This window comes from Actinocorallia herbida, assembly GCF_003751225.1.
GTDB classification, from domain to species: Bacteria; Actinomycetota; Actinomycetes; order Streptosporangiales; family Streptosporangiaceae; genus Actinocorallia; species Actinocorallia herbida.
Map to the genome: position 1 here is coordinate 4,669,450 of NZ_RJKE01000001.1, position 19,669 is coordinate 4,689,118.

The window sequence follows — 19,669 nt, forward strand, 5'->3', positions numbered from 1 at the left end:
CTTCGAGACTCCCGACCCCTAAGGAACTCCGATGGCTTCACACGCCCGCACCCCGGCCCCCGACGCACCCACGCCGTGGTCGCGCGCCGCCGCCGTCGTCGCGCTGCTCACCGCGGCCGTCAGCCTTGTCCTCACCGCCTTCGCCTGGCCCGCCGCCACGTCCTCCCTGCACGACCTGCCCATCGGCGTCGCGGGAACGGGACCCTCCGCCGAACGCGTCATCACCGCGCTTGAGGAAGGGCAGCCCGGCGCGTTCTCCATCACCCGCCTGACCGACACCCGGGCCGCCCGCGACGCCGTCCAGAACCGCGACGTCTACGGCGCCATCGACCTCACCACGCTCCGGCCCGAAGTGATCATCGGCACCGCCGGAAGCCCGATGGCCGCCCAGACCCTCCAGACACTCGCCCAGAACCTCACCCAGGCCAAGGGCACCGCGACACCGGCCACCGTGACCGTCCACGACCTCGCGCCCCTGTCCGCCGACGACCCGCGCGGCGCGGGCCTGGCCGCCGCCGGGCTCCCCCTGGTCATGGGCGGAATGCTCGGCGCGGTCCTGCTCGGCCGCATGGTCGAGGGCACCGGACGGCAGGTGACGGCCATGCTGGCCTACGCCGTCACCGGCGGACTCGCCCTGACCGCGATCCTCCAGTTCGGCTTCGGCTCCCTGGGCGGCGCCTACCTCGCCAACAGCGGCGTCGTCGCACTGGCCATCTCCGCCATCGCCCTCACCCTCATGGGCCTGCAGGCCCTCCTCGGCGGAGCCGGGCTCGGGCTCGGCGCCGCCCTGATGATGCTCATCGGCAACCCGCTGTCCGGCACCTCCAGCGCCCCGGAGATGCTGCCCGGCTGGACCGGCGAACTCGGCCGGCTCCTGCCCCCCGGCGCCGCGGGCACCCTCCTGCGCTCCACCGCCTTCTACGACGGCGGCGGCGCCACCGGCCCCCTCATCGTCATGCTCACCTGGCTCGCCATCGGGGCCGCCCTCCTCTCCGCCGCCGTCCTCAAGCCCCTGCTTCGGTCCCGCCGCCGACTCGAGGAAATCGAACTCCTCGCCTGACCCGACCTGCACGAGGCGGGAACCGACCGTCCACGGCTCCCGCCCCGAACGGCACCCGGTCGTCCTGACGCGGGTCGGGCAGGGGGCCGGTGAAGTAGTGCTGGAGCACCGGGCCGACGGCGTCGGCCAGGGTCTCGGCGCTGCTGGCGGCCAGGATCGGGATGCCGATGACGTAGGCGCAGATCGCCACGAACGTCACCGTCCCGCGCCTAGGGCCGCGCGCCGCCGTCCCCGTGGGCATGCTGGTAGCGGCCGACGGCCTGGTCTGGCTCACCGGCATCGGCCTCGACACCTCCTACGCGACCCACGTCCTGCCCCCTCTCATCGTCATCGGCCTGGGCCTGGGTCACGTCATGCCGCCCGCGGTCGGCACCGCCTCCGCCGACGTCGCCGCCGCCGACGCGGGCGCCGCCTCCGCCACCGTCAACACCATGCAGCAGGTCGGCGGCTCCATCGGCACCGCCCTCCTCAACACCCTCGCCACCAGCGCCGCCACCGCCTACGTGGCAAGCCACGCCCCGAGCCCGCAGACCCTCGCCGAAGCCCGGCTCCAGAGCTTCACCACCGCCTTCTGGTGGTCCGCGGCCATCTTCGCCACCGGCGCCCTCCTCTACCGCCCCCGAGGCACCGGCCCCCGGCCCGCCCCGCACAAGACCCCCGCCCACCTCTGACCGCACGATTTCACCCTCCGAGCCCGGTTCCGGCACTCCCCGCGCCGGAACCGGGCTCGTCCGGTATCGCGGCGCTCCAGGTCGACGCCGCGACGACGGACCCCACCACCGGCCGCTGTTCGAGCATCGCCTCCCGCTCCTTGAGCGTCGTGGCCGGTGACGACGATGCCGAGGTCGGCGGCGTGGGCCTCGGCGGCGGTCTCGAGGTTCATCGGACGGGCGGCGCGGTGCGGGTCACCGGCCTCGGTCGTCGAAATGGGCGACGAGGCGGCCGTGGGCTTGGCCTCGGATGAGGCGGTCGAAGCCGGCGGGGATCTCGGTGAAGGGGACAGGAGTGACCTCGGCGGAGATGGTGCCGTCGGCGATCATGGCGAGGACGCCGGCGACGTCGGCGTTGGAGCCGGTGACCGAGCCGAGGAGCTGAACCTCCTTGAGGACGAGATTCTGGACGGAGATGGTCGCGGTCTCACGGGCCAGGCCGACCTGGACGACGCGGCCTTTGCGGCGGACGGCGTCGATGGCGCCGGCGGTGGTGGTGCCGAATCCGGCGAAGTCGATGATGACCTCGAGGTCGTCGTCGGCGAGTTCGGCGACGTCCTTGACGATCTTGCGGACGCCGATCGCGCGGGCGCGGTCGTGGACGTCCTCGTTGATCTCCGCGGCGTGGACCTCCGCTCCCGCGGAGACCGCGATCGCCGCGCCGAGCATGCCGAGACCGCCGAGACCGATCAGGCCGACCCGGGTGCCCCCGGTGACCCGGCCGATGGTGCGGACGGCGTGATAGGAGGTGCGCCCGGCGTCGGTGGCGGTCGCGGCCTGGTCGAAGTCGACGCCATCGGGGATCCGGACGAGTTCGCGTGCGCGAGCGAGGACCTTCTCGGCGAATCCGCCGTCGATGAGGGTGCCGGGGCCGTCCACGTCGGCGTTGATCGCGACGCGGTCGCCGACCCGGAAGCCGGTGACGCCCGCGCCGAGTTCGGCGACGACCCCTGCTGTCTCGTGGCCGAGCACGATCGGCAGCGGACCGAGCAGGCTCGCAAGGGTGCCGTCCATGTAGCCGATGTCGCTGTGGCACAGCCCGGCCGCCCTCGTCCGGATGACGACCTCGCCCGGTCCTGGCACCGGATCGGGGATCTCCTCCAGCGTCAGCGGCTTGCCGACCTCGTGGAAGTACCAGGCTTTCATCTCAAGGGTCCTTTCGTGCCGGGAGACGTCCGCGCGCCACGCGTCGGGTCACCGGTACCCGCCACGCCGGGGTGTTTACCCAGATCGGAGCCGTGGGGGCCGTCCGGACGGGCGGGTCACAGGACGTCGCGGCGACGGAATCCGGCGAAGGCGACGGCGGTGAAGGCCACGGCGATCAGAGTGATCCACAGCAGGCCGATCCGGTCTGGGTCGGCCGCGGTGAGGTTGGGGACGTGGGCCAGGGGGCTGATGCCGAGGATCCAGTCCCAGAGCCGGAACAGGGGGCCGAGGAGGGTGAGGGCGAAGGTGGCGACGATGCCGAGCCAGCCGACGAGCCGCACCCGGGGGTTCGCGCCGACGGCGGCCAAGGCGAGCGCGACCAGGACCCAGACCGCCGGGACCGTGACCGCGGCCTGGCCGAGGACGTCGACGGCCGAGATCGCGGGTTCGGTGCGGGTGACGACCAGGCCGAGCACCCCTCCGGCCAGCAGCATGCCGAGCGCGGGCGCGAGGAAGGCCAGGACCGCGTTACTGGTCAGGTAGGTGGCCCTGCGCAGCGAGCCCGCCAGGAGCGGTTCGACCCGGTAGTCGGTCTCCTCCGCGTACACCCGCATGACGATCTGGACGCCGAAGACCGCGGCGATGATCGCGATGATCTGGAGGATCTGGGCGACGAAGCCGAACAGCAGGTCCTCCGGTCCGGCTCCGGCGCTCGCGGCCAGGAAGGCACCGGGACCTTCGGCGAACACGTCGCCGACCGGCCCGGCGAGGAACCCGAAGATGGTGCCGAGCCCGGCGAACGCGACGAGCCAGGACAGGATCGGGCCGCGGTTGAGGCGCAGCGCCAGCCCCCACACGTTCGCCGAACGGCCTCCGCGCGCGGGGCCGCGCCGGGGTGGGATGAGGCCCATGCCGAAGTCGCGGCGCGCGTTCAGCGCGAACGCGAAGGCGATCAGGACCACGGCGAGGACGAGGGCGGGCAGCAGCGCCCAGAACTCGTTGCCCGCGGCGGCCTTCACCTGGCCGAGCCAGCCGAGCGGGGTCAGCCAGGCCGTCCACTCCGGCGCCTGGGCGGCGTCGATGTAGCCGCGCGCGATGAACGCGATCCCCAGGACCGCGACGGCGAGGGTGTTCGCGGTCCGGGCGTCCGACCCGATCTGGGCGGCGACGGCGGCGACCCCGGTGAACATGAGCCCGGAGGCGGTGAAGGTCGATGACAGCGCCAGGGAGTCGACGGCCCCGCCGCCGAAGGCCAGCGTGACCAGCCACGACACGGCCCCGAGCGCCAGCGAGGCGACCGTGCCGAGGGCGACGGCGGTGGCCAGGCGGGTGTGGCGGCCCATGACTCCGGAGGCCAGCAGCTCGGCCTGCCCCGAGTCCTCGTCCGCGCGGCTGTTGCGCACGACGATGAAGACGGCCATGAGCGCGGCGAAGAAGGTGCCGAGCGCACCGGCACGCCAGGCGTTGAACCCGTCGGCGGTCATCAGGTCGCGGGCTTGGCCGAAGACGAGGCTGAGGGCGGGGTTGGTGCCGAGTGTCGCGGCGAGGTGCCGGCGGCTCTCCTGGTCCGGGAAGACCCAGGCGTAGGCCAGCACCGAGGACGCGGAAAGCGCGGTGATCAGCACGATCCAGGGCGCGATGTTGCGCCCGTCCTGGCGGACGGTGACCTTCAGCAGCGGCCGGACTCCGGTGACGGCGCTCATGCCCCGCCGCCTTCGGTCTCGCCGTAGTGGCGCAGGAACAGGTCTTCCAGCGAAGGCGGCGCCACGGTCAGTGCGCTCATCCGGTGCCGGCTCAGCTCGGCCATCGCCGCGTTGATCTGCGCCGGGTCGACGGTGGCGGTGAACCTGCCGCCTTCGAGGCGGGCGTCCTGCACGGACCGGAGTTCCGCGACGTCGGCGGGCGGGTCGCCGAGCACGGCGTGGATGGTGGTGCGGGTGCCCTTGCGGAGCTGGTCGAGGGTGCCGGTCTCGACGACCTTCCCGGCCCTGATGATGCTGATCCGGTCGGCCAGCGCCTCGGCCTCGGACAGGATGTGGCTCGACAGCAGGACGCTGCGGCCGCGCTCCTTCTCCTTGGTGATCTCCTCCTGGAACACCGCCTCCATCAGCGGGTCGAGGCCGGAGGTCGGCTCGTCCAGGATCAGCAGTTCGACGTCCGAGGCCAGCGCGGCCACGAGCGCGACCTTCTGCCGGTTGCCCTTGGAGTACTGGCGGCCCCGCTTGGTCGGGTCGAGCTCGAACCGCTCCAGCAGGTCGCGGCGCCGCTCCTCGTCGAGGCCGCCGCGCAGGTTGCCCAGCAGATCGATCGCCTCGCCACCGGTGAGGCCGGGCCACAGGGTGACGTCTCCGGGCACATAAGCCAGACGACGGTGCAAAGACACGACGTCCTTCCACGGGTCGCCGCCCAACAGCTCCACCCGCCCGGCGTTCGCCCGCAGCAGCCCGAGCAGGACCCGAATGGTGGTCGACTTGCCCGCCCCGTTCGGGCCCAGGAACCCGTGCACCTCACCCCGCCTGACCGTCAGGTCCAGGCCGTCCAGCGCCCGGAAGTCCCCATAGGACTTCACCAGGCCCTCCACCTGGATCACCGCCTCACCCGCGTGCTCGCCGTGCCCGTCGCCGGGCGCGCGCTCTGTGGTCGCCGAAACGCTCATGTCCGTCCCTTCCGCAGCGAACGGCGCGGGACGGCTGCCGCCGCCGTACCCGGCCTCACCCGACAGTGTAGAGCATGAAGCATGATTAAATGATAGCTTGAGTCATGCGTCATCGATCAGGGTGTACGAAGGGAGGCGCAGTGTCCGACACCGATCCCCGGGTGCCCGCCGAAATGGTGGCGGCCGCCCTGGCCGCCGCCCGCCGCCTGCGCAAGGACGTCGCCGACGTGCCCACCCGCGAGATCGCCAAAGAAGCGGGCATCTCCCGCAGCACGCTGGTGCGCCGGATCGGCGGCGGACGCCGGGCGCTGGACGACGCGGTGAGCGCCACGGGGGTGGATCCGGGCGGGCAGTGGCCGGTCCGGGAACGGGCGCTCGAGGCCGGGGCCCGTCTGATCAGCGCCGGCCGCCGGTACACCCTCACCCGGCCCCGCCGCCGCGGCCCCGACGCCTGGGCGGACCTCCCCGACCCCGTCTCGGTCATGATGCGGCTGCTCGGCGTCACCGACTTCATGGAGTTCGACGCCACGCCGCAGAAGTGAACGTCCGCCTACCGGCCGTCGGCCAAGATCCCGCACGGCACAATGGACCGTTGTGAGCAGCCGTGCAGCGTCCGAGCCGAGTCCCATGGTGCCCGCCGAGGTGGTGGCCGCCGCGGTGCGTGCCGCGCGGAGCCTGGGCAAGGACGTCGCGGACGTGCCGACCCGCGTGATCGCGCAGGAGGCGGGAATCTCCCGCAGCACCCTGCTGCGGCGGATCGGCGGCGCACGCCGGGCGCTGGACGACGCGGTCCGCGCCACCGGGATCGACCCGGGCGGGCAGCGGCCGGTACGAGAGCGCGCCGTCGAGGCCGGGGCCCGTCTGATCAGCGCCGACGGCCTCGCGGACATGACCCTGGAAGCGGTCGCCGCCCGTGCCGAATGCTCCGTGCACAGCCTCTACGCCGTGTTCGGCGGCCGGGACGAACTCCTCCAGGCGATCTTCGAACAGTACAGCCCGATCCTCGACGCCGAGGCCATCTTCAATGGCCCCCACGAGGACCTGCCCGACACCGTCCGCAAGGTCTACCGCATGCTCGCCGACGCGCTCAGCCGCGAACCACGCGTGATGCCCGCCATGTTCGCCGAAGCCTTCGCCCGCCCCACGGCCCCGGCCCTGAACTCCCTGGCCCGGCACTTCATCCCCCGCCTGCTGGCCGCCGTCGGCGGCTGGCTCGCCGAGGAGGTCGCCGCCGGCCGGCTCCGCCCGATGCCCGTTCCCGTCCTCGTCCAGCAACTGGTCGGCCCCCTGTTCATGCACTTCCTCACCCGACCCACCCTCAGCGCCGTCCCCGGAATCGACCTCCCCGACCCCGACCAGGTCTGCGAGCACTTCGCCGAAGCCTTCCTCCGCGCCGCCGCCCTCCCGCCCGCCGGGCACTGACGCCCCGGGCTCCCTGCTCACCCCCGTGACGGGATCGGGCAAGGGGACTGTTTCGGGCACACCCGCCGGGGACGGACGCGGCTTCGCCCGCCCCCGGCGGCGAGGACGACGCCCCCGGGTGTCAGCGGCCACGGTATTCGGGCGGGGTTCCGGTGAGGAAGGATTCGAGGCTGACGCGGAGGTCGTCGCTGGTGAAGAGTTTCTGGGCCTCGGGGGTGAGGGCGGACTCGGCGGCGGACTCGCCTTCGCGGAGGGCCAGGCGGGCGCTGCGCAGGGTGGCCTGGACGCCGAGGGGGGCCTGGCGGGCGACGCTCTCGGCGATGGCGACCGCACGGGCGACGTGGGCGCCTTCGGGGGTGACCTCCTGGACGAGGCCGATGCGGAGGGCCTCGGCCGCGCCGAACTCCTCGGCGGTGAGCATCCAGCGCATCGCGTTGCCCCAGCCCGACGCGCGCGGAAAGCGGTAGGTGGCCCCGCCGAAGGGGAACAGGCCCCGGCCGACCTCCAGCTGGGCGAAGGTCGCCCCGGCGTCGGCGACGACGATGTCCGACGCCAGGAGCAGCTCGATGCCCAACGTCAGGCACTTGCCGTGGACCGCGGCGACCAGCGGCTTCGACAGCTCCCGCCCGCCGATCCGCCAGGGATCGACACCGCCCTCGGGGTAGAGCGCGCCCCCTTCCTGCATCGCGGGCGCGACGGACAGCAGATCGAGCCCCGCCGTGAACGCCCCGCCCTCCCCGTACAGGACGCCCACCCGCGCGTCGGGATCGGAGTCCAGCTCGGCGTACGCGTGGGACAGCTCGTGCAGCATCTCGACGTTGAACGCGTTGCGCTTGCGTGGCCGGTTCAGCCCGATGACCAGCACCGCGCCCGCACGCCGCACCTTCAGGAACTCGTAGTCCACGGCCCACTCCCAGGAAGCGAGGCGGCTCATCACCGCCAGCCCGATACGCCGGAAATGAGAATACAATTATCATTCGCTGCGGAACCAGCCCGGCCTCGCGCCGGGGCGGCCGGATTCAGCGGGGGCCGGGGCCGAGGAACAGCGCGGTGCTGAGGCCGAGGAGGGCGAAGGCCGCCAGGGTCAGCATCGCGGCGGCGTAGGCGTGCGTGGTGAGGCCCGCGACGAGGATGGTGCCGGCGATCGCGGTGCCGAGGGACGAGCCGAGGTTCGAGACGCTGCGGGAAAGGCCGGAGATCTCGCCCTGCCGATCCTCACCGAAGGCCGACTGGACGATGTTGACGGACGGGGTGAGCATCAGGCCGATGCCGAGGCCGATCAGCAGAAGCCCGGGTGCGAAGGCCCAGGGGCTCGGGGACCCGCCCACCAGGGCGAGCAGGAGGACGATGCCGGCGACGGTCACCGCGAAGCCCGTGACGATGAGGGTCCGCTGCGACCGGCGTTCCGCCAGGCGCTCGGCCATCAGTGACGTCGCCAGCAGGCCCAGGGTGGCGGCCGTGAAGATGACGCCGGTCTGGATCGCGTCGTACCCGCGGACGACCTGAAGGTACGCGGCCACCGTGAACGACGTGCCCATGAGCACGAGCCATTGGACGTTCTGGGTGACCAGCCCCAGATTCGAGGTGCGGTCCCGGAAGAGGCTCGTCGACAGCAGGGGTTCCTCGCCCGCGCGTTCCCTGGCCCGGATCCAGCCGAAGAACCAGGTGAGGACGAGCGCGCCCGCGACGAGCAGCGCGAGCATGAGCCACAGGTCGGTCTTGGCCGCCAGGATGCCGGACACGACGAGGACGAGCCCGACGGCCGACAGGATCGCGCCCCGGACGTCGAACGGGCTCGTCGGATCGGGCGGCAGCGGGTCCTTGATCTCCCGGCTCAGGAAGATGATCAGCACGATCACCAGGGCCTGGAAGACGAAGGCCGCCCGCCAGCCGAGGACCGAGGTGATCAGGCCGCCGATGAGGGGTCCCGCGGCCGCTCCGACGCCGCCGAACGCCATGATCGCGCCGAAGGCACGGGCTCGCGAGGCGGTCTCGGTGAACAGCAGCGTGGTGAGGATGTAGACGGGCGGGATCAGCAGGGCGGTGCCGACGCCCTCGAGGATCGAGTTCCCGAGGATGAGGACGCCCAGGCCGGGCGAGACCGCCGACAGCAGCGCGCCGAGGCCGTAGATGAGCAGGCCGGCGAGCAGGCATCGCTTGCGGCCGTACCGGTCGGTCAGCTTGCCGCCGGGGATCATCAGCGCGGCCATCACCAGGAGGAACACGGTGATGGCGACCTGCACGCCCTCGACCGTCGTGTCGAGGTCCCGGCTGATGTCGTTGATCATCACGTTCATGTTCGAGCCGGCGAAGCTGCAGATGAACTGCGCGAGCGCGAGCGGGAAGAGCACGCGTCGCGGGCCTTCCGACGCCTGCCGAGAGATCCGGGCCTCACCCACCGCCGCGCTCCCGGGCGGTCATCGGCTCAGCGCCTTCTCGATGTGCTCGTTGAGGGTGACGGCCGCGGAGATGAGGGCGAGGTGCGTGAACGCCTGCGGGAAGTTGCCGAGCTGTTCGCCCGAAGGCCCGATCTCCTCGGCGAACAGGCCGACGTGGTTGGCGTAGGTGAGCATCTTGTCGAACCCGTACCGCGCCGGGACCAGCCGGTCGGCCTCCGCGAGCGCCTCGATGTAGAGGAAGCTGCACAGGCTGAACGTGCCCTCCGAGCCGCGCAGCCCGTCCGGCGACGCCTCGGGGTTGTACCGGTAGACGAGGCTGTCGCTCACCAGTTCCCGGCCCATCGCGTCGAGCGTCGACAGCCAGGCGGGGTCGCGCGGCGGGATGAACCCGACCTTCGGCATGAGCAGGATCGACGCGTCCAGAACGTCGGAGTCGTAGTGCTGGACGAAGGCCTCGCGCTTCTCATGCCAGCCGCGTTCGAGGATCTGGTCGAAGATCTCGTCCCGCGTCCGGGTCCAGCGGGCGATGTCGGCCGGCCGCGAGGTGGCCGTGGCCACACGGATGCCCCGGTCGAACGCGACCCACGTCATCAGCCGGCTGTAGGTGAAGTCCTTCTGGTCGCCCCGGGTCTCCCAGATGCCCTCGTCGGGCCGGTCCCAGTGGTCGGCGAGCCAGTCGAGGACCTTCGTGACGTCGCGCCAGTGCCGGACGCTGCCGATGTCGTCGGACGCCGAGAGCGCGTACAGGGCCTCGCCGTAGATGTCGAGCTGGATCTGGTCGGCCGCCGCGTTGCCCGCGCGCACGGGCGCCGACCCCCGGTAGCCCTCCAGATGGTCGAGCACCTCCTCGGACAGGTGCGGGTCGCCGTCGATCCGGTACATGATCTGGAGCGGCTCGCCGGACGCGGTGCCCCCTGCGCCGAGGCGGTCGCGCAGCCAGCGGCGGAAGGCGTTGGCCTCTTCCTCGAACCCGATGTCGCGCAGGGCCCGGACGGACAGGGAGGCGTCCCTGACCCAGGTGTACCGGTAGTCCCAGTTGCGTTCGCCGCCGATCTGCTCCGGCAGGCCCATGGTCAGGGCGGCGATCGGCGCCCCGGTGGGCGCGTAGGTGAGGAGCTTCAGCGTGATCGCCGAGCGGTTCACCATGTCCTGCCAACGGCCCCGATAGGTGGACTTGCGCAGCCAGCCGAGCCAGAAGAGGTTGCAGGACTGGAACGTGTCGCGGATCTCGTCCCGCGACATCAGGGCGGGGACCTGGGAGCCCGCCTCGTCACTCGTCAGGACGATCGCCGCGGTCTCCCCGGCCTCCAGGGTGAAGCGGGAGGTGAGGTCCCCTTCCTCGGCCTGGAGCGTGAGGGACCCCACCGCCTGGACGTGCAGGTCGAGGCCGGGGCCCCGGCAGACCGCGGATCCGTCGCCGGTCCAGGCGAACTCGTGGGACGCCCGCGCGTAGTCGAACCGCGGACGGCACTCGAAAGTGAAGGTGAGCGTGCCGCGGACCACCCGGACGATCCGGATCAGGCGGTGCCGGGCGGTCGGCTCCGTGGACTCGATCGGCACCATGAAGTCCACGACCTCGCCGACGCCGTCGGGCGACATGAACCGGGTGACGAGGATCGCGGTGTCCGACAGGTAGAGCTGCCGGACCACCTCGGCCTCCCCGTCGTCCTTCGCCGCGGCCAGTCGGCAGTACCCTCCGCGCTCGCTGTCCAGGAGCGAGGCGAAGATGCTCGGCGAGTCGAATCTCGGTGTGCACCACCAGTCGATGGTCCCCTCGGAGGAAACGAGCGCGGCGGTCTGGAGGTCGCCGACCATCCCATGCTCAGCAATCGGTACATAGGTCCCCATTGCGCCACCTCGCTGCTCATCTCGACTTCCCGCTTCGAGATCGTCCTTCCCGGATCCGCGATCCTCTCGGCCATCCCCCCATGAACCTTCGCCCATGAAACCCCTGGAGGCGGGAGGAGGGATTCCGTCGGGCTGGGTGCCGAAGAGTTCACACTGGAGCCCACCCGCGACAAGGTCCCAGCCGCCTGGGACCTTGTCCGTCGCCGCACCGCCAACGTCTCCCGGACTGCCGCCGCACCGACTCTGGCGGTGCGAGGCGGTCAGGGCGAGCGCACGTCCTCGTCACGCTGATGGTAGGCCGTGCGGCGGGCCTCGTCCGGGGCGAGGCGAGCGGCAGCCTCGAAATACCGGGCGGCCGTCGCCGGGTCGGGAGCCCGATCGACGAGCGCGAGCATGCTGATCTCGCCGAGCAGGGCGTAGGAGTCGGCGGTCAGGGTGCGCAGCCAGATCTTCCTCGTGTCGTTCTCCCAGGACGCGGCCGCGGTGCGGAAGCCCATCTCTATCCGGTCGATCGGGCCTTTTCCCCGGATCAGCAGCAGGCACAGGCGGGTGCGCGCCAGCGCGAAATGTATCCGGGGGCGAACATCGTGCCGGTCATCCTGGCTGATTTCTCCGGCGAGCTTTTCGTATCGGCCTTCCAGTTCGTCCAGGACCTTCTCCCGGGACACCTCTCTCGTGCACATCTGTCCGCTGAAGGTTCCGCCGGCTCGCAAATAGGTGATCTCGGCGAGTCCCAGCTTGGCGCGCACGGAGCCCGGATCCGCGTCAAGGGCGCTCCGGTAGGCCGCTTCCGCCTTGTGCCGCCGGTGCGCGCGGGCCTCGGCGTTCCCGATGAGCAGCCAGCTGAAGGAACGTTCGGCCGCGCCGGTGAGATCGGGCTGGAGCGCCCTCATCTCCTTGATGCTCGTCTTCAGGCCCCGCTCGTCCCCCGTCGCATAGTCTCCCGCGGCCATGAGCATCCTGGAGTAGAGGCGGACCTTACCGAGAAGGAAGTTCTGGGCATTACGGTGCGCGGAGGGATTATCCGCGACATCGCCGAACTCGGCTTCGGACAAGGACTGCAACCCACCCAGCTCGTATGCCTCGCCCAGTCGGTGCCGGTCCAGGTAGATCTCGACGCGGAGCCGGTCCACGACGCCTGGAATGAGCGTCGCGGAGACCGCGATGTGCCCGCGGCGGGAGGACAGGTCCGTGCCGAGCCGCTCAGCGCGGCCCGCTTCGGTGCGATAGACGCCGACGTCGTCGTTGTCCGCCCCTCCTACGGCGACCACCCCGGGCTCGGTGAACTCGTCCGCCACCATCTCCAGGAGCGCGTCCCCGAACGCCTCGGCCACCTCCTCGTCCTCATCGGCCTTCTTCGGAGCGTCGATGGCGATCGGTGCGACGACGATTCTCAACGCGCCTTTGAGCGGTGGCGCACCGACCCATGGGAGGCTCTGCCAGAAGCCGGGCAGATCACCTGGCAGTGCGATCACGGCGCCGAGGAAGCCGAACGCCGCGACGAAGAAGACGACGGCGGCTCGCAGCAGCTTCCCCCAGCCGCGTTGTTCCTCGCTTTGCGAGACCCTCCCACCCTCATCGACCGTTTCGCCCTCTTCATCCCTATCCTCATGCCGAGGATCGCCGGTTCCGGTCACCACGAAGACCTCACGAATAATGAGCGATCACTGTGCAACTCCCATTATCTTCTTTCTGGCAAAGCAACGACATGCTCCGGAGAAGAAATGCTGATGGGCTCCGCCGAAGGAAGACGCTTGTTCGGACTCGCCGCGCTCGGGCTGCTCCTCCTGTGCGGAGCATGTGGATCCGGCCCCAATGCACCGAGCGCGGATCCCCCTGTGCCGCCTTCGCCGCCCTCCGTCGCGAGCGAGCAGCCGCAGGCCGAGGCCGTGCTCGAAGACCCGCGTCCGGGGCAGCGGCCCGCCGGCCTCGACAAGGAACTGAGATTCCCCGTCGGCGGAGGCGGCTTCAACTGCTACCAGCAGCAGGAGTTCGCCTTGATGACGTACCTCGAGACCGAGGCGCTCGGCCTGCCCGACGGGACCATCGAGTCCGGAGAGGCGACGGTCTACGACACCCTCGACCCCCGTGGCCCTTTCATGGAGACCATTCCCTTCGAGGATTCCTTCTGCGTGGTCGGCTCGAAGTCCGGCGCGGCGGTCACCGTGACCCTGACCGACCCTTCGGGCCAGACCATGGACGAGCAGGTCGTGACCCCTTTGTCCGACCCCTCCAACGTAGTCAGCGACCAAAAGCCGTTCTTTGTGCGTTTCCTTCCCGGAGTGGCTGAAGGCACCTACACCCTCACCGCCGTTCAGGGGGGCCACACGGTGACGCGCGAGATCAGGGTCTCGCTCCCTTCTTCGCCGAAGGCATTCGCCGTCTTCGACGACCGGTACAGCTACGGTTACGACCGCGCGAAATCCACCACGGTGACCGTCGCGTTCGGCGGCCTTCCGCCGAACGAGCCGACGGAGTTCTACCTGTACCACGCGGGTCCCGACTCCTACGAGGGCGAAGGTCTCGACTCCGTCGAGGTCAACACCTTCCACTCCGCCCATACCGTCACCGGCTCCCTCGACGGCACGGCTTTTCTCGCACTGCGCATCACGCCGGGCACGCTCGTCGGGAGTTACTACCTGAGGAACCTGGACGAAACCGCCCACACGACCTGGAAGATCTACTGAGCCCCCAGGCGGTGCCGTCGGCGGTGGGGTGGCCGGCGCGGGTCCGCTCCCACAAGTCTTGACCCGCGCCGGTCTTCACAGGTCGATCGGGGAGGGGGAAAGGTTGCCGTCAGACTGAAGATTTCTCAGAAATTGCCGGTGGTGTCGTCGACGGCGTAGGTGTCGTGGGAGCTGGATCGGGGGCCGGGCTCGCGGGCGAACTGGGCGGCGAACAGATAGGTGCCGGGGGTAAGGGTGTCGCCGTCGCCCAGGGTCCAGCGGTAGACGAGGAAGCCGCCTTCGGAGGCGGACGTCGCCACGACGGTCGAAGCCGTGCTGAAGGCGCCCGCGAAGGTCTCGCCCGCGGCGGCGCGGATCCTGATCGTGACGGTCAGGGCGGTGACCGTCCGCCGGACGGTCACCCGGACGTCGGCTTGCGCCCAGTAGCCGTTACCGGAGGAGTCGGGCGAGGCCACGACATCGAACGGCCGCGCGGCCGGGGCGCTCTCGCCCACCGGCGGCGGGGGCACCTCGGAGGTCGTCCGGCCGAGGGCGTCGGAAGGAGTGACGACCGGCCGGGCGTCCTCCTGGGCGCGCAGGCTCCAGCCGACGAGGGTGGTGGCGACCAGCACGGCTGCGGCCGCGGCGGCGGCGAGCAGCGGGCGCATCCGCGCCCTGGCGGGTTCGCGGGCCTCGATCCGCGCGAGGATCAGCTCGCGGTCGGGCTCGTGGGCCGCGGCGTCGGCGCGCAGCGCGCGCCACAGATCGTCCATCAGCCCTCCACCCCCAGCCGTGCCTGGAGCTGGGCGAGGCCCCGCGCGGTCTGGCTCTTGACGGTCCCGACGGAGATGCCGAGGATCGCGGCGGTCTCGGCCTCCGACATCTCCAGCACCAGCCGCAGCACCACGCAGGCGCGCTTGCGAATCGGGAGGGACTGCAAAGCCGCCTGGAGGTCGACCAGGGCGGCGACGTCGGGATCGTGCCGGTGGCCGCGCCCGAGCACGCTGAGCTCGCGGCCGCCGCGCCGCTCGCGGACCAGGCCGCGCACCCTGGTCGCCGCCAGGTTCACCAGCATCCTCCGCACGTACGCGAGGGGGTCCGTGGCCCGCCGGACCCTCCCCCAGTGCCGCCACGCCTCCGCGAACACGTCCGCGACCAGGTCGTCGGCCTCGTCGGGATCGCCGAGCATCAGATACGCGAAACGGCCCAGTGACCGGTAATGGAGCTCGAAGAACTCATGAAACTCCCTATCCGGCCGCACATCGGCGAAATTATCAGAAAGCGGACCCCTCTCCCCAGCGCAAGAGGGCCGACGGTGTCACTCCCCGAAGAGCCGGCCGTAGTCCGCCATCGCCGGCTCGTGGCCGACCGACTCGCATGGCGGGTCTCCTCCTCTGGCAAGGTGACTCCGGCGACGGGTCAGGCGGTCTCCCGCACGATCGACTTCGTCCGCAGGACGCTGCCGGCCTCGCCGGTACGGCGACGGACCGGGCCAGGAGGTCCCGGGTCATCCGCTCGCCCATCTCCTCGACGGGCTGGCGGACGGTGGTGAGCCGGATGCGCCCAGCGCCATCAGGTCCGAGGCGACGAGCACGGCGTCGAGGTCCGGCCGCCGGGACAGCAGCCGGTTCATCGAGTGCTCGCCGGAAGGCTGGAGGATGTCGCCGTGCGCGACGACCGGGCCGAGCCCCGCCTCGTTCACGGCCTTGAGGCAGCCGGCCAGCCGGTCGCCGCCGGCCCGCAGATCCTGCGGAACTACTACGTCGGCGAACTGAGCTTCGCCCAGGCGTTCCGCACCAAACTGGTGTCGGCCGGCTTCCCGTCCGGCATCGGCATGCTCATCGACACCTCACGCAACGGCTGGGGCGGCACCGCCCGCCCGACCGCGGCGAGCACCTCCACCGTCCTCGACGTCTCCCGGGTCGGCCGCCGCATCCACGCCGGCAACTGGTGCAACCAATCCGGCGCCGGCCTAGGCGAGCGCCCCCAGGCCAGCCCGGCCACTGGTTCTCCGCCCAGTTCCAGCGGCTCATGCAGAACGCCCACCCCGCCCTCCCCTGACCGGCTCCGCCCTGTCAGTTCGGTCGCTGCTCAAGGGCCGGTTGCGCGCCGGTACCTGGCGGCCATCGCGTGGAACACCCTCTTCGGCTCCCAGCGGTCCTCGTCGATGAGCCGGGTGACGCCGTAGGAGCCGAGATCGAGGACGCCGGGTCTGCCGTAACCGGCGAAGGTGAACCACAGGGCGGTGTCCACGCCCTCCTCCTCGAAGAGGTCCAGGAGGCCGTTGAAGTAGCGCACCTGCTCCTCCTCGTCCCGTACCGCATCCGCCGGCACCCGCCAGGCCATCCCGCCGCGTTCGCTCGCACCCCGGTAGGCGCAGGTTCCGAACTCGGTGACCGCGACGGGCTTGCCGTGGGCGAAGTGAGCGCGTATCTCCTCGCGGAAGCCATCGGCGTTGTAGGCGGCACGGTAGGCGTCGACGCCGACGAGGTCGAAAGGGCTCCAGTCGACGAACTCCCAAGGAGCGCCGGCGTAGGTGACCGGCCCGCCGAAGTGCAGGCGGACGGTCGCGACGACCTGCGCGAGGAAGCCATTGAGGCGTTCCAGGACGGGCCCGAGCGAGGACCACCACTCCATGTCGGCGGTCGCCATGGCCTGCAGGCGGTCGCCATAGGTGTCACCCGCGATGAACCCGTGGCAGAAGGCGCTCATCTCGCAACCGGTCACGAACACCACCTCGGCGCCGGTCCGCCGCACCGACTCCGCCCGGCGGGCGCAGTCGGCGAAGAACGGAAGCAACCGGTCGGGCGGAAGGTCCACCGGAAACGGGGCGAACCAGACCTCAAGGCCGACCTCCGCGGCATGCCGCGCGGCGAGGCTCAGCCGCTCGGGCTCCCGCCCGGAGACCCGGACGGCATCGCAGTGCAACTGCCCGGCGATCACCTCCATGTCACGCCGCACCGTCTCTGCGCGGAACGTCTTACGCGAGATCCCCGCCCCGGGAAGAAACCCGGTGTCGTAGTTGATACCGCGCGCCCGCACGTCACGCCCTCCCCTCGTCCGACGCCCCGGCCGGACAAGGCGTCAACGGACGATATCCAGCCACAGTACGAAATCCCGCCACCTTGACTCCGCGTTCAGCTCGCCGCTTCATCTCGCGCCCGCCTCAGGGCGGGGGTTCAGGCCGCGCGTAGCGGCTCACCGCTGTTCCGGGTGCCTCGCGCACCTCATGCGCGGTCATGCGGTCGAGGCCGCCGGGTCGGTCGGGTTCAGGACGTCCCCGGCCACGCGCTCGATGATGTGGGCGATGAGCTGCGAGAGATCTGCGCAGTAGACGGACGGGTTGAGGTAGCCGGTGCCGGCCTTGTATCGGTGGGCGTAGAGGCCGCCTCCGCAGATGTCCCGGATGGGGCAGGCTTTGCAGGTGTCGCTGAGCGCGTCCGCCCCGATCTGACGGGCGACGACGCCGGGCTGGAGCAGGAGCGCGTCGAGCGCGTCGCGTGCCACGTGATGGCCCGTGATCGCGGCGCCGTTGAAGGCCGACTTGAGCTGGTGACAGAAGTCGATCGAACCGTTGGTGTCGATGGTGAGCGACTGGAAGGGCGACAGGCCCACGGTCTCCGCGCGGCTTCGGCCCCCGAGAACGAGGGTCATGATCGCGTCGAACAGCCGGATCGAGGTCGGCCGGACCGGCGCGTCGTACCACCGGTCGAAGATCGGGATCAACCAGTCGGCGTACGGGGTGGCGCCCGAGTCGCCTCCCCAGGCGGGCGGCGGCTGGGTCCAGTTCCCGTGGGGCAGCAGGAAGTCCAGCATGGGCGGTGCGTGGGCGATCAGCGCCTCGTAGACGTCGATCGGATCGTTCGCCAGGTCGATGGTGCACAGGAGGCCGGAGAAGAGGTCCCGGTACTCCGGGGCACGGAGCGCCTGGAGGCCCCGGATGGTCGCGTCGTAGCTGCCGCGACCGTTGGCGTACTTGCGGTGCCGATCGTGCGCCGTCCGGTCCCCGTCCAGGCTGACGTAGGCCCGGATCCCGCACTCGCGCATCAACCGCAGGTTGTCCGGGGTGAGCAGCACCGCGTTCGTGGTGAGTCGGAGGTCCAGGTCGACGCCCGGCGGCGTCTCGGCACGGAAGCGCTCCGCGAGATGAGTGATCATCTCAGGGCCGGCCATGAGCGGCTCACCGCCGTGCAGCACGATCTTGGCGACGGGCACCTCGCTCGCGTGGACCCGCAGGTGTTCCCCGAAGCGGGCGGCGGCCTGGTCCACGGTGGCCTTCGACATCGTGGCCGGGTTGTCCTTCCAGCTGTCGTCGGCCATCTCGTAGACGTAGCAGTAGTCGCACGACAGGTTGCACCTGCTGTGGATTTTGAGCACGAATTCGATGAACGGCCTCGGCTGCCACCGGGGATTCGCCAGCGCCGCGTCGACGACGTCCTTCGTCGGCCACTCGCAGGCGGCGCCCACGGTCTTATTCGAGGCCAGGCTGACCAGGGGAAGTTCCCGCATTTCGACCACCCTTGTTTCGTGTCCCGCAGAAGGAAGGCTGCGTGGCGAATACGGTCGTCCACCACGCAGCCGGAACTCGGTTCGGCCTGAATCCGGATCAGCTGTTGAAGGAGCCCGCCACCACGGTGACGTCACTGTCGCCGGCCACCGTGGCGATCGCCACGCTCAACGCACCGGAACCAGCGGTGGCCGCCCCCGTGGCGAGCGCCGCCGCCGCGGCGGCGGCCGCCGCCGCAAGGGCGGCGGCTCTACGCAGGTGGTCCCGCTTGGAGTCCTCGGGCATTTAACACTCCTTTTCACTAAGGAATGGATCTCCGCGAGAGTAGGCAGCGTCCCCCGCGACCGCCCATGGCAACGATTGACAAGATCACGGTCAGTGGTTCGGCTGCGGTTCCATGTTTAGATCACTGAATTCATTTCCTTCGCACGTGGGAGCCCGCATTCATCGAAGAATGCACTGCGTGGTCGACCGACACGGGACGGCCGGGCCGCCGACGTCGAAACCGGATCGCCGCGCGTGTCGATCGCGGTTGACCTTGACACGGTGGCAAGGTCTTCACTGGGGACCGAGGAGGTGATCTCGGTGATCACGCAAGGACAGGACCCGTACGTAACGCGGGGTCTCCAGGGGCTGGAGAAGAGCGACCCGTCGGTGCGGCTGCGGGCGGCGCTGGCGGTCGGCACGCATCCCGACCCGCGGTTCGTCGACAAGCTCGTCGAGCGGTGCGGGGTCGAGCCCGAGTTCTCGGTGCGCGACATGCTGACATGGGCGCTCACCCGTCACCCGACGGCGCTGACGGTGCCGAAGCTGCTCGCCGAGCTCCGCTCGGCGCGGGCTCAGGCGCGGAGCCAGGCGTTGCACACGCTGTCCAAGATCGGGGACCCGAGCACGTGGCCGGCGATCACGCGGGCGCTGCTGACCGACGCCGACGACGAGGTGGCGCGGGCCGCGTGGCGGACGGCGGTCGGCCTCGTGCCCGAAGGGGAGGAATCCGCGTTGGCCGCGGTGCTCGCGACGCAGCTCGGGCGGGGCGAGCGCGAGACACAGCTCAGCCTGAGCCGCGCGCTGATCGCGCTCGGCGAGGTGATGCTGCCTACCCTGGACGCGGCGATGAAGGGTCCCGGCCTTCGGGCGCGGCAGCACGCGATCGCCACGGAACGGCTGCTGCGCGACCCGGACGCCGGATTCGCGTTCGCGATCGAGGAGGCGAAGCGCGTCGTGGCCCTCGGCCCGACCGCCCAGGAGAGGTGAC

Annotated in this window: 20 protein-coding genes; 7 read left to right on the forward strand and 13 right to left on the reverse strand. The window is 70.9% G+C overall.

Annotated elements, in window-relative coordinates; genetic code table 11:
- Positions 1 to 31: 31 nt before the first annotated feature.
- Together EDD29_RS21575 and EDD29_RS21580 are read left to right on the forward strand one after the other, a co-directional pair.
- Positions 32 to 1,060, forward strand: coding sequence for a hypothetical protein (locus EDD29_RS21575; RefSeq protein ID WP_123666154.1), 1,029 nt, complete (start codon positions 32 to 34; stop codon positions 1,058 to 1,060).
- A 239-nt stretch (positions 1,061 to 1,299) separates the two neighbouring features.
- Positions 1,300 to 1,731 (forward strand): MFS transporter, encoded by a 432-nt coding sequence (locus EDD29_RS21580; RefSeq protein WP_123666155.1) that lies wholly within the window; start codon positions 1,300 to 1,302, stop codon positions 1,729 to 1,731.
- Positions 1,732 to 1,965: 234 nt separating this feature from the next.
- On the opposite strand, the gene EDD29_RS21585 is transcribed toward EDD29_RS21580, so the two are convergent.
- From EDD29_RS21585 to EDD29_RS21595, 3 genes are all read right to left on the reverse strand, one after another.
- Positions 1,966 to 2,916, reverse strand: coding sequence for a zinc-binding dehydrogenase (locus tag EDD29_RS21585; protein ID WP_123666156.1), 951 nt, complete (start codon positions 2,914 to 2,916; stop codon positions 1,966 to 1,968).
- Positions 2,917 to 3,032: 116 nt separating this feature from the next.
- Positions 3,033 to 4,619 (reverse strand): ABC transporter permease, encoded by a 1,587-nt coding sequence (locus EDD29_RS21590; protein ID WP_123666157.1) that lies wholly within the window; start codon positions 4,617 to 4,619, stop codon positions 3,033 to 3,035.
- Positions 4,616 to 5,572, reverse strand: a complete 957-nt coding sequence (locus EDD29_RS21595; protein ID WP_123666158.1) for an ABC transporter ATP-binding protein — start codon at positions 5,570 to 5,572, stop codon at positions 4,616 to 4,618. Before EDD29_RS21595 ends, EDD29_RS21590 begins: the two co-directional genes overlap by 4 nt.
- 140 nt (positions 5,573 to 5,712) lie before the next feature.
- Here EDD29_RS21595 and EDD29_RS48000 point away from each other — a divergent pair, with 140 nt between their 5' ends.
- Both EDD29_RS48000 and EDD29_RS21605 read left to right on the forward strand, forming a co-directional pair.
- Positions 5,713 to 6,114: a hypothetical protein gene (locus EDD29_RS48000; protein ID WP_211359822.1), complete on the forward strand. Its 402-nt coding sequence runs from the start codon at positions 5,713 to 5,715 to the stop codon at positions 6,112 to 6,114.
- 52 nt (positions 6,115 to 6,166) lie between these two features.
- The gene (locus EDD29_RS21605) at positions 6,167 to 6,994 is read left to right on the forward strand and encodes a TetR/AcrR family transcriptional regulator (RefSeq protein WP_342774440.1); all 828 of its coding nucleotides are present in this window, start codon (positions 6,167 to 6,169) and stop codon (positions 6,992 to 6,994) included.
- Positions 6,995 to 7,115: 121 nt separating this feature from the next.
- Here the strand turns inward: EDD29_RS21605 and EDD29_RS21610 are convergent, their stop codons facing one another.
- From EDD29_RS21610 to EDD29_RS21625, 4 genes are all read right to left on the reverse strand, one after another.
- A complete protein-coding gene (locus EDD29_RS21610; protein WP_123666160.1) occupies positions 7,116 to 7,928 on the reverse strand; it encodes a crotonase/enoyl-CoA hydratase family protein in 813 nt (270 codons plus the stop codon).
- An 85-nt stretch (positions 7,929 to 8,013) separates the two neighbouring features.
- On the reverse strand, positions 8,014 to 9,345 hold the full coding sequence (locus EDD29_RS21615; RefSeq protein ID WP_123666161.1) for an MFS transporter: 1,332 nt from the start codon (positions 9,343 to 9,345) through the stop codon (positions 8,014 to 8,016).
- 66 nt (positions 9,346 to 9,411) lie between these two features.
- On the reverse strand, positions 9,412 to 11,241 hold the full coding sequence (locus EDD29_RS21620; RefSeq protein WP_123666162.1) for a glycoside hydrolase family 15 protein: 1,830 nt from the start codon (positions 11,239 to 11,241) through the stop codon (positions 9,412 to 9,414).
- Positions 11,242 to 11,501: 260 nt separating this feature from the next.
- The gene (locus EDD29_RS21625) at positions 11,502 to 12,878 is read right to left on the reverse strand and encodes a tetratricopeptide repeat protein (RefSeq protein WP_148086041.1); all 1,377 of its coding nucleotides are present in this window, start codon (positions 12,876 to 12,878) and stop codon (positions 11,502 to 11,504) included.
- Positions 12,879 to 12,995: 117 nt separating this feature from the next.
- On the opposite strand from EDD29_RS21625, the gene EDD29_RS21630 reads away from it, so the two are divergent.
- Positions 12,996 to 13,928, forward strand: a complete 933-nt coding sequence (locus tag EDD29_RS21630; RefSeq protein WP_148086042.1) for a hypothetical protein — start codon at positions 12,996 to 12,998, stop codon at positions 13,926 to 13,928.
- A gap of 125 nt (positions 13,929 to 14,053) precedes the next feature.
- Here the strand turns inward: EDD29_RS21630 and EDD29_RS21635 are convergent, their stop codons facing one another.
- The 3 genes from EDD29_RS21635 to EDD29_RS45560 all read right to left on the reverse strand — a co-directional run bounded on the left by EDD29_RS21635 (position 14,054) and on the right by EDD29_RS45560 (position 15,609).
- On the reverse strand, positions 14,054 to 14,680 hold the full coding sequence (locus EDD29_RS21635) for a hypothetical protein (RefSeq protein ID WP_123666165.1): 627 nt from the start codon (positions 14,678 to 14,680) through the stop codon (positions 14,054 to 14,056).
- Positions 14,680 to 15,168, reverse strand: a complete 489-nt coding sequence (locus EDD29_RS21640; protein ID WP_123666166.1) for a SigE family RNA polymerase sigma factor — start codon at positions 15,166 to 15,168, stop codon at positions 14,680 to 14,682. The genes EDD29_RS21635 and EDD29_RS21640 overlap by 1 nt, the downstream gene beginning before the upstream one ends.
- Positions 15,169 to 15,414: 246 nt before the next feature.
- On the reverse strand, positions 15,415 to 15,609 hold the full coding sequence (locus tag EDD29_RS45560) for a hypothetical protein (RefSeq protein ID WP_170201222.1): 195 nt from the start codon (positions 15,607 to 15,609) through the stop codon (positions 15,415 to 15,417).
- On the opposite strand from EDD29_RS45560, the gene EDD29_RS48145 reads away from it, so the two are divergent.
- A complete protein-coding gene (locus EDD29_RS48145) occupies positions 15,574 to 16,095 on the forward strand; it encodes a glycoside hydrolase family 6 protein (RefSeq protein WP_425454981.1) in 522 nt (173 codons plus the stop codon). The two genes, EDD29_RS45560 and EDD29_RS48145, sit on opposite strands and share 36 nt — an antisense overlap.
- Here the strand turns inward: EDD29_RS48145 and EDD29_RS21650 are convergent.
- The 3 genes from EDD29_RS21650 to EDD29_RS21660 all read right to left on the reverse strand — a co-directional run bounded on the left by EDD29_RS21650 (position 15,999) and on the right by EDD29_RS21660 (position 18,699).
- Positions 15,999 to 16,949: a glycoside hydrolase family 113 protein gene (locus EDD29_RS21650; protein WP_123666167.1), complete on the reverse strand. Its 951-nt coding sequence runs from the start codon at positions 16,947 to 16,949 to the stop codon at positions 15,999 to 16,001. The two genes, EDD29_RS48145 and EDD29_RS21650, sit on opposite strands and share 97 nt — an antisense overlap.
- A gap of 195 nt (positions 16,950 to 17,144) precedes the next feature.
- Positions 17,145 to 18,416, reverse strand: coding sequence for an FxsB family cyclophane-forming radical SAM/SPASM peptide maturase (locus tag EDD29_RS21655; protein WP_123670607.1), 1,272 nt, complete (start codon positions 18,414 to 18,416; stop codon positions 17,145 to 17,147).
- A gap of 97 nt (positions 18,417 to 18,513) precedes the next feature.
- Positions 18,514 to 18,699, reverse strand: a complete 186-nt coding sequence (locus EDD29_RS21660) for a hypothetical protein (RefSeq protein ID WP_123666168.1) — start codon at positions 18,697 to 18,699, stop codon at positions 18,514 to 18,516.
- A gap of 300 nt (positions 18,700 to 18,999) precedes the next feature.
- Here EDD29_RS21660 and EDD29_RS21665 point away from each other — a divergent pair, with 300 nt between their 5' ends.
- A complete protein-coding gene (locus tag EDD29_RS21665) occupies positions 19,000 to 19,668 on the forward strand; it encodes a HEAT repeat domain-containing protein (protein ID WP_211359824.1) in 669 nt (222 codons plus the stop codon).
- Position 19,669: the final 1 nt, after the last annotated feature.

Bases quoted from the DNA above. Each gene is read 5' to 3' on its own strand.
- EDD29_RS21585 (WP_123666156.1), bottom strand. From the start codon at position 2,916: ATGAAAGCCTGGTACTTCCACGAGGTCGGCAAGCCGCTGACGCTGGAG.
- EDD29_RS21590 (WP_123666157.1), bottom strand. From the start codon at position 4,619: ATGAGCGCCGTCACCGGAGTCCGGCCGCTGCTGAAGGTCACCGTCCGC.
- EDD29_RS21575 (WP_123666154.1), top strand. From the start codon at position 32: ATGGCTTCACACGCCCGCACCCCGGCCCCCGACGCACCCACGCCGTGG.
- EDD29_RS21620 (WP_123666162.1), bottom strand. From the start codon at position 11,241: ATGGGGACCTATGTACCGATTGCTGAGCATGGGATGGTCGGCGACCTC.
- EDD29_RS21655 (WP_123670607.1), bottom strand. From the start codon at position 18,416: ATGCGGGAACTTCCCCTGGTCAGCCTGGCCTCGAATAAGACCGTGGGC.
- EDD29_RS21580 (WP_123666155.1), top strand. From the start codon at position 1,300: ATGCTGGTAGCGGCCGACGGCCTGGTCTGGCTCACCGGCATCGGCCTC.
- EDD29_RS21635 (WP_123666165.1), bottom strand. From the start codon at position 14,680: ATGGACGATCTGTGGCGCGCGCTGCGCGCCGACGCCGCGGCCCACGAG.
- EDD29_RS21660 (WP_123666168.1), bottom strand. From the start codon at position 18,699: ATGCCCGAGGACTCCAAGCGGGACCACCTGCGTAGAGCCGCCGCCCTT.
- EDD29_RS21610 (WP_123666160.1), bottom strand. From the start codon at position 7,928: ATGAGCCGCCTCGCTTCCTGGGAGTGGGCCGTGGACTACGAGTTCCTG.
- EDD29_RS21595 (WP_123666158.1), bottom strand. From the start codon at position 5,572: ATGAGCGTTTCGGCGACCACAGAGCGCGCGCCCGGCGACGGGCACGGC.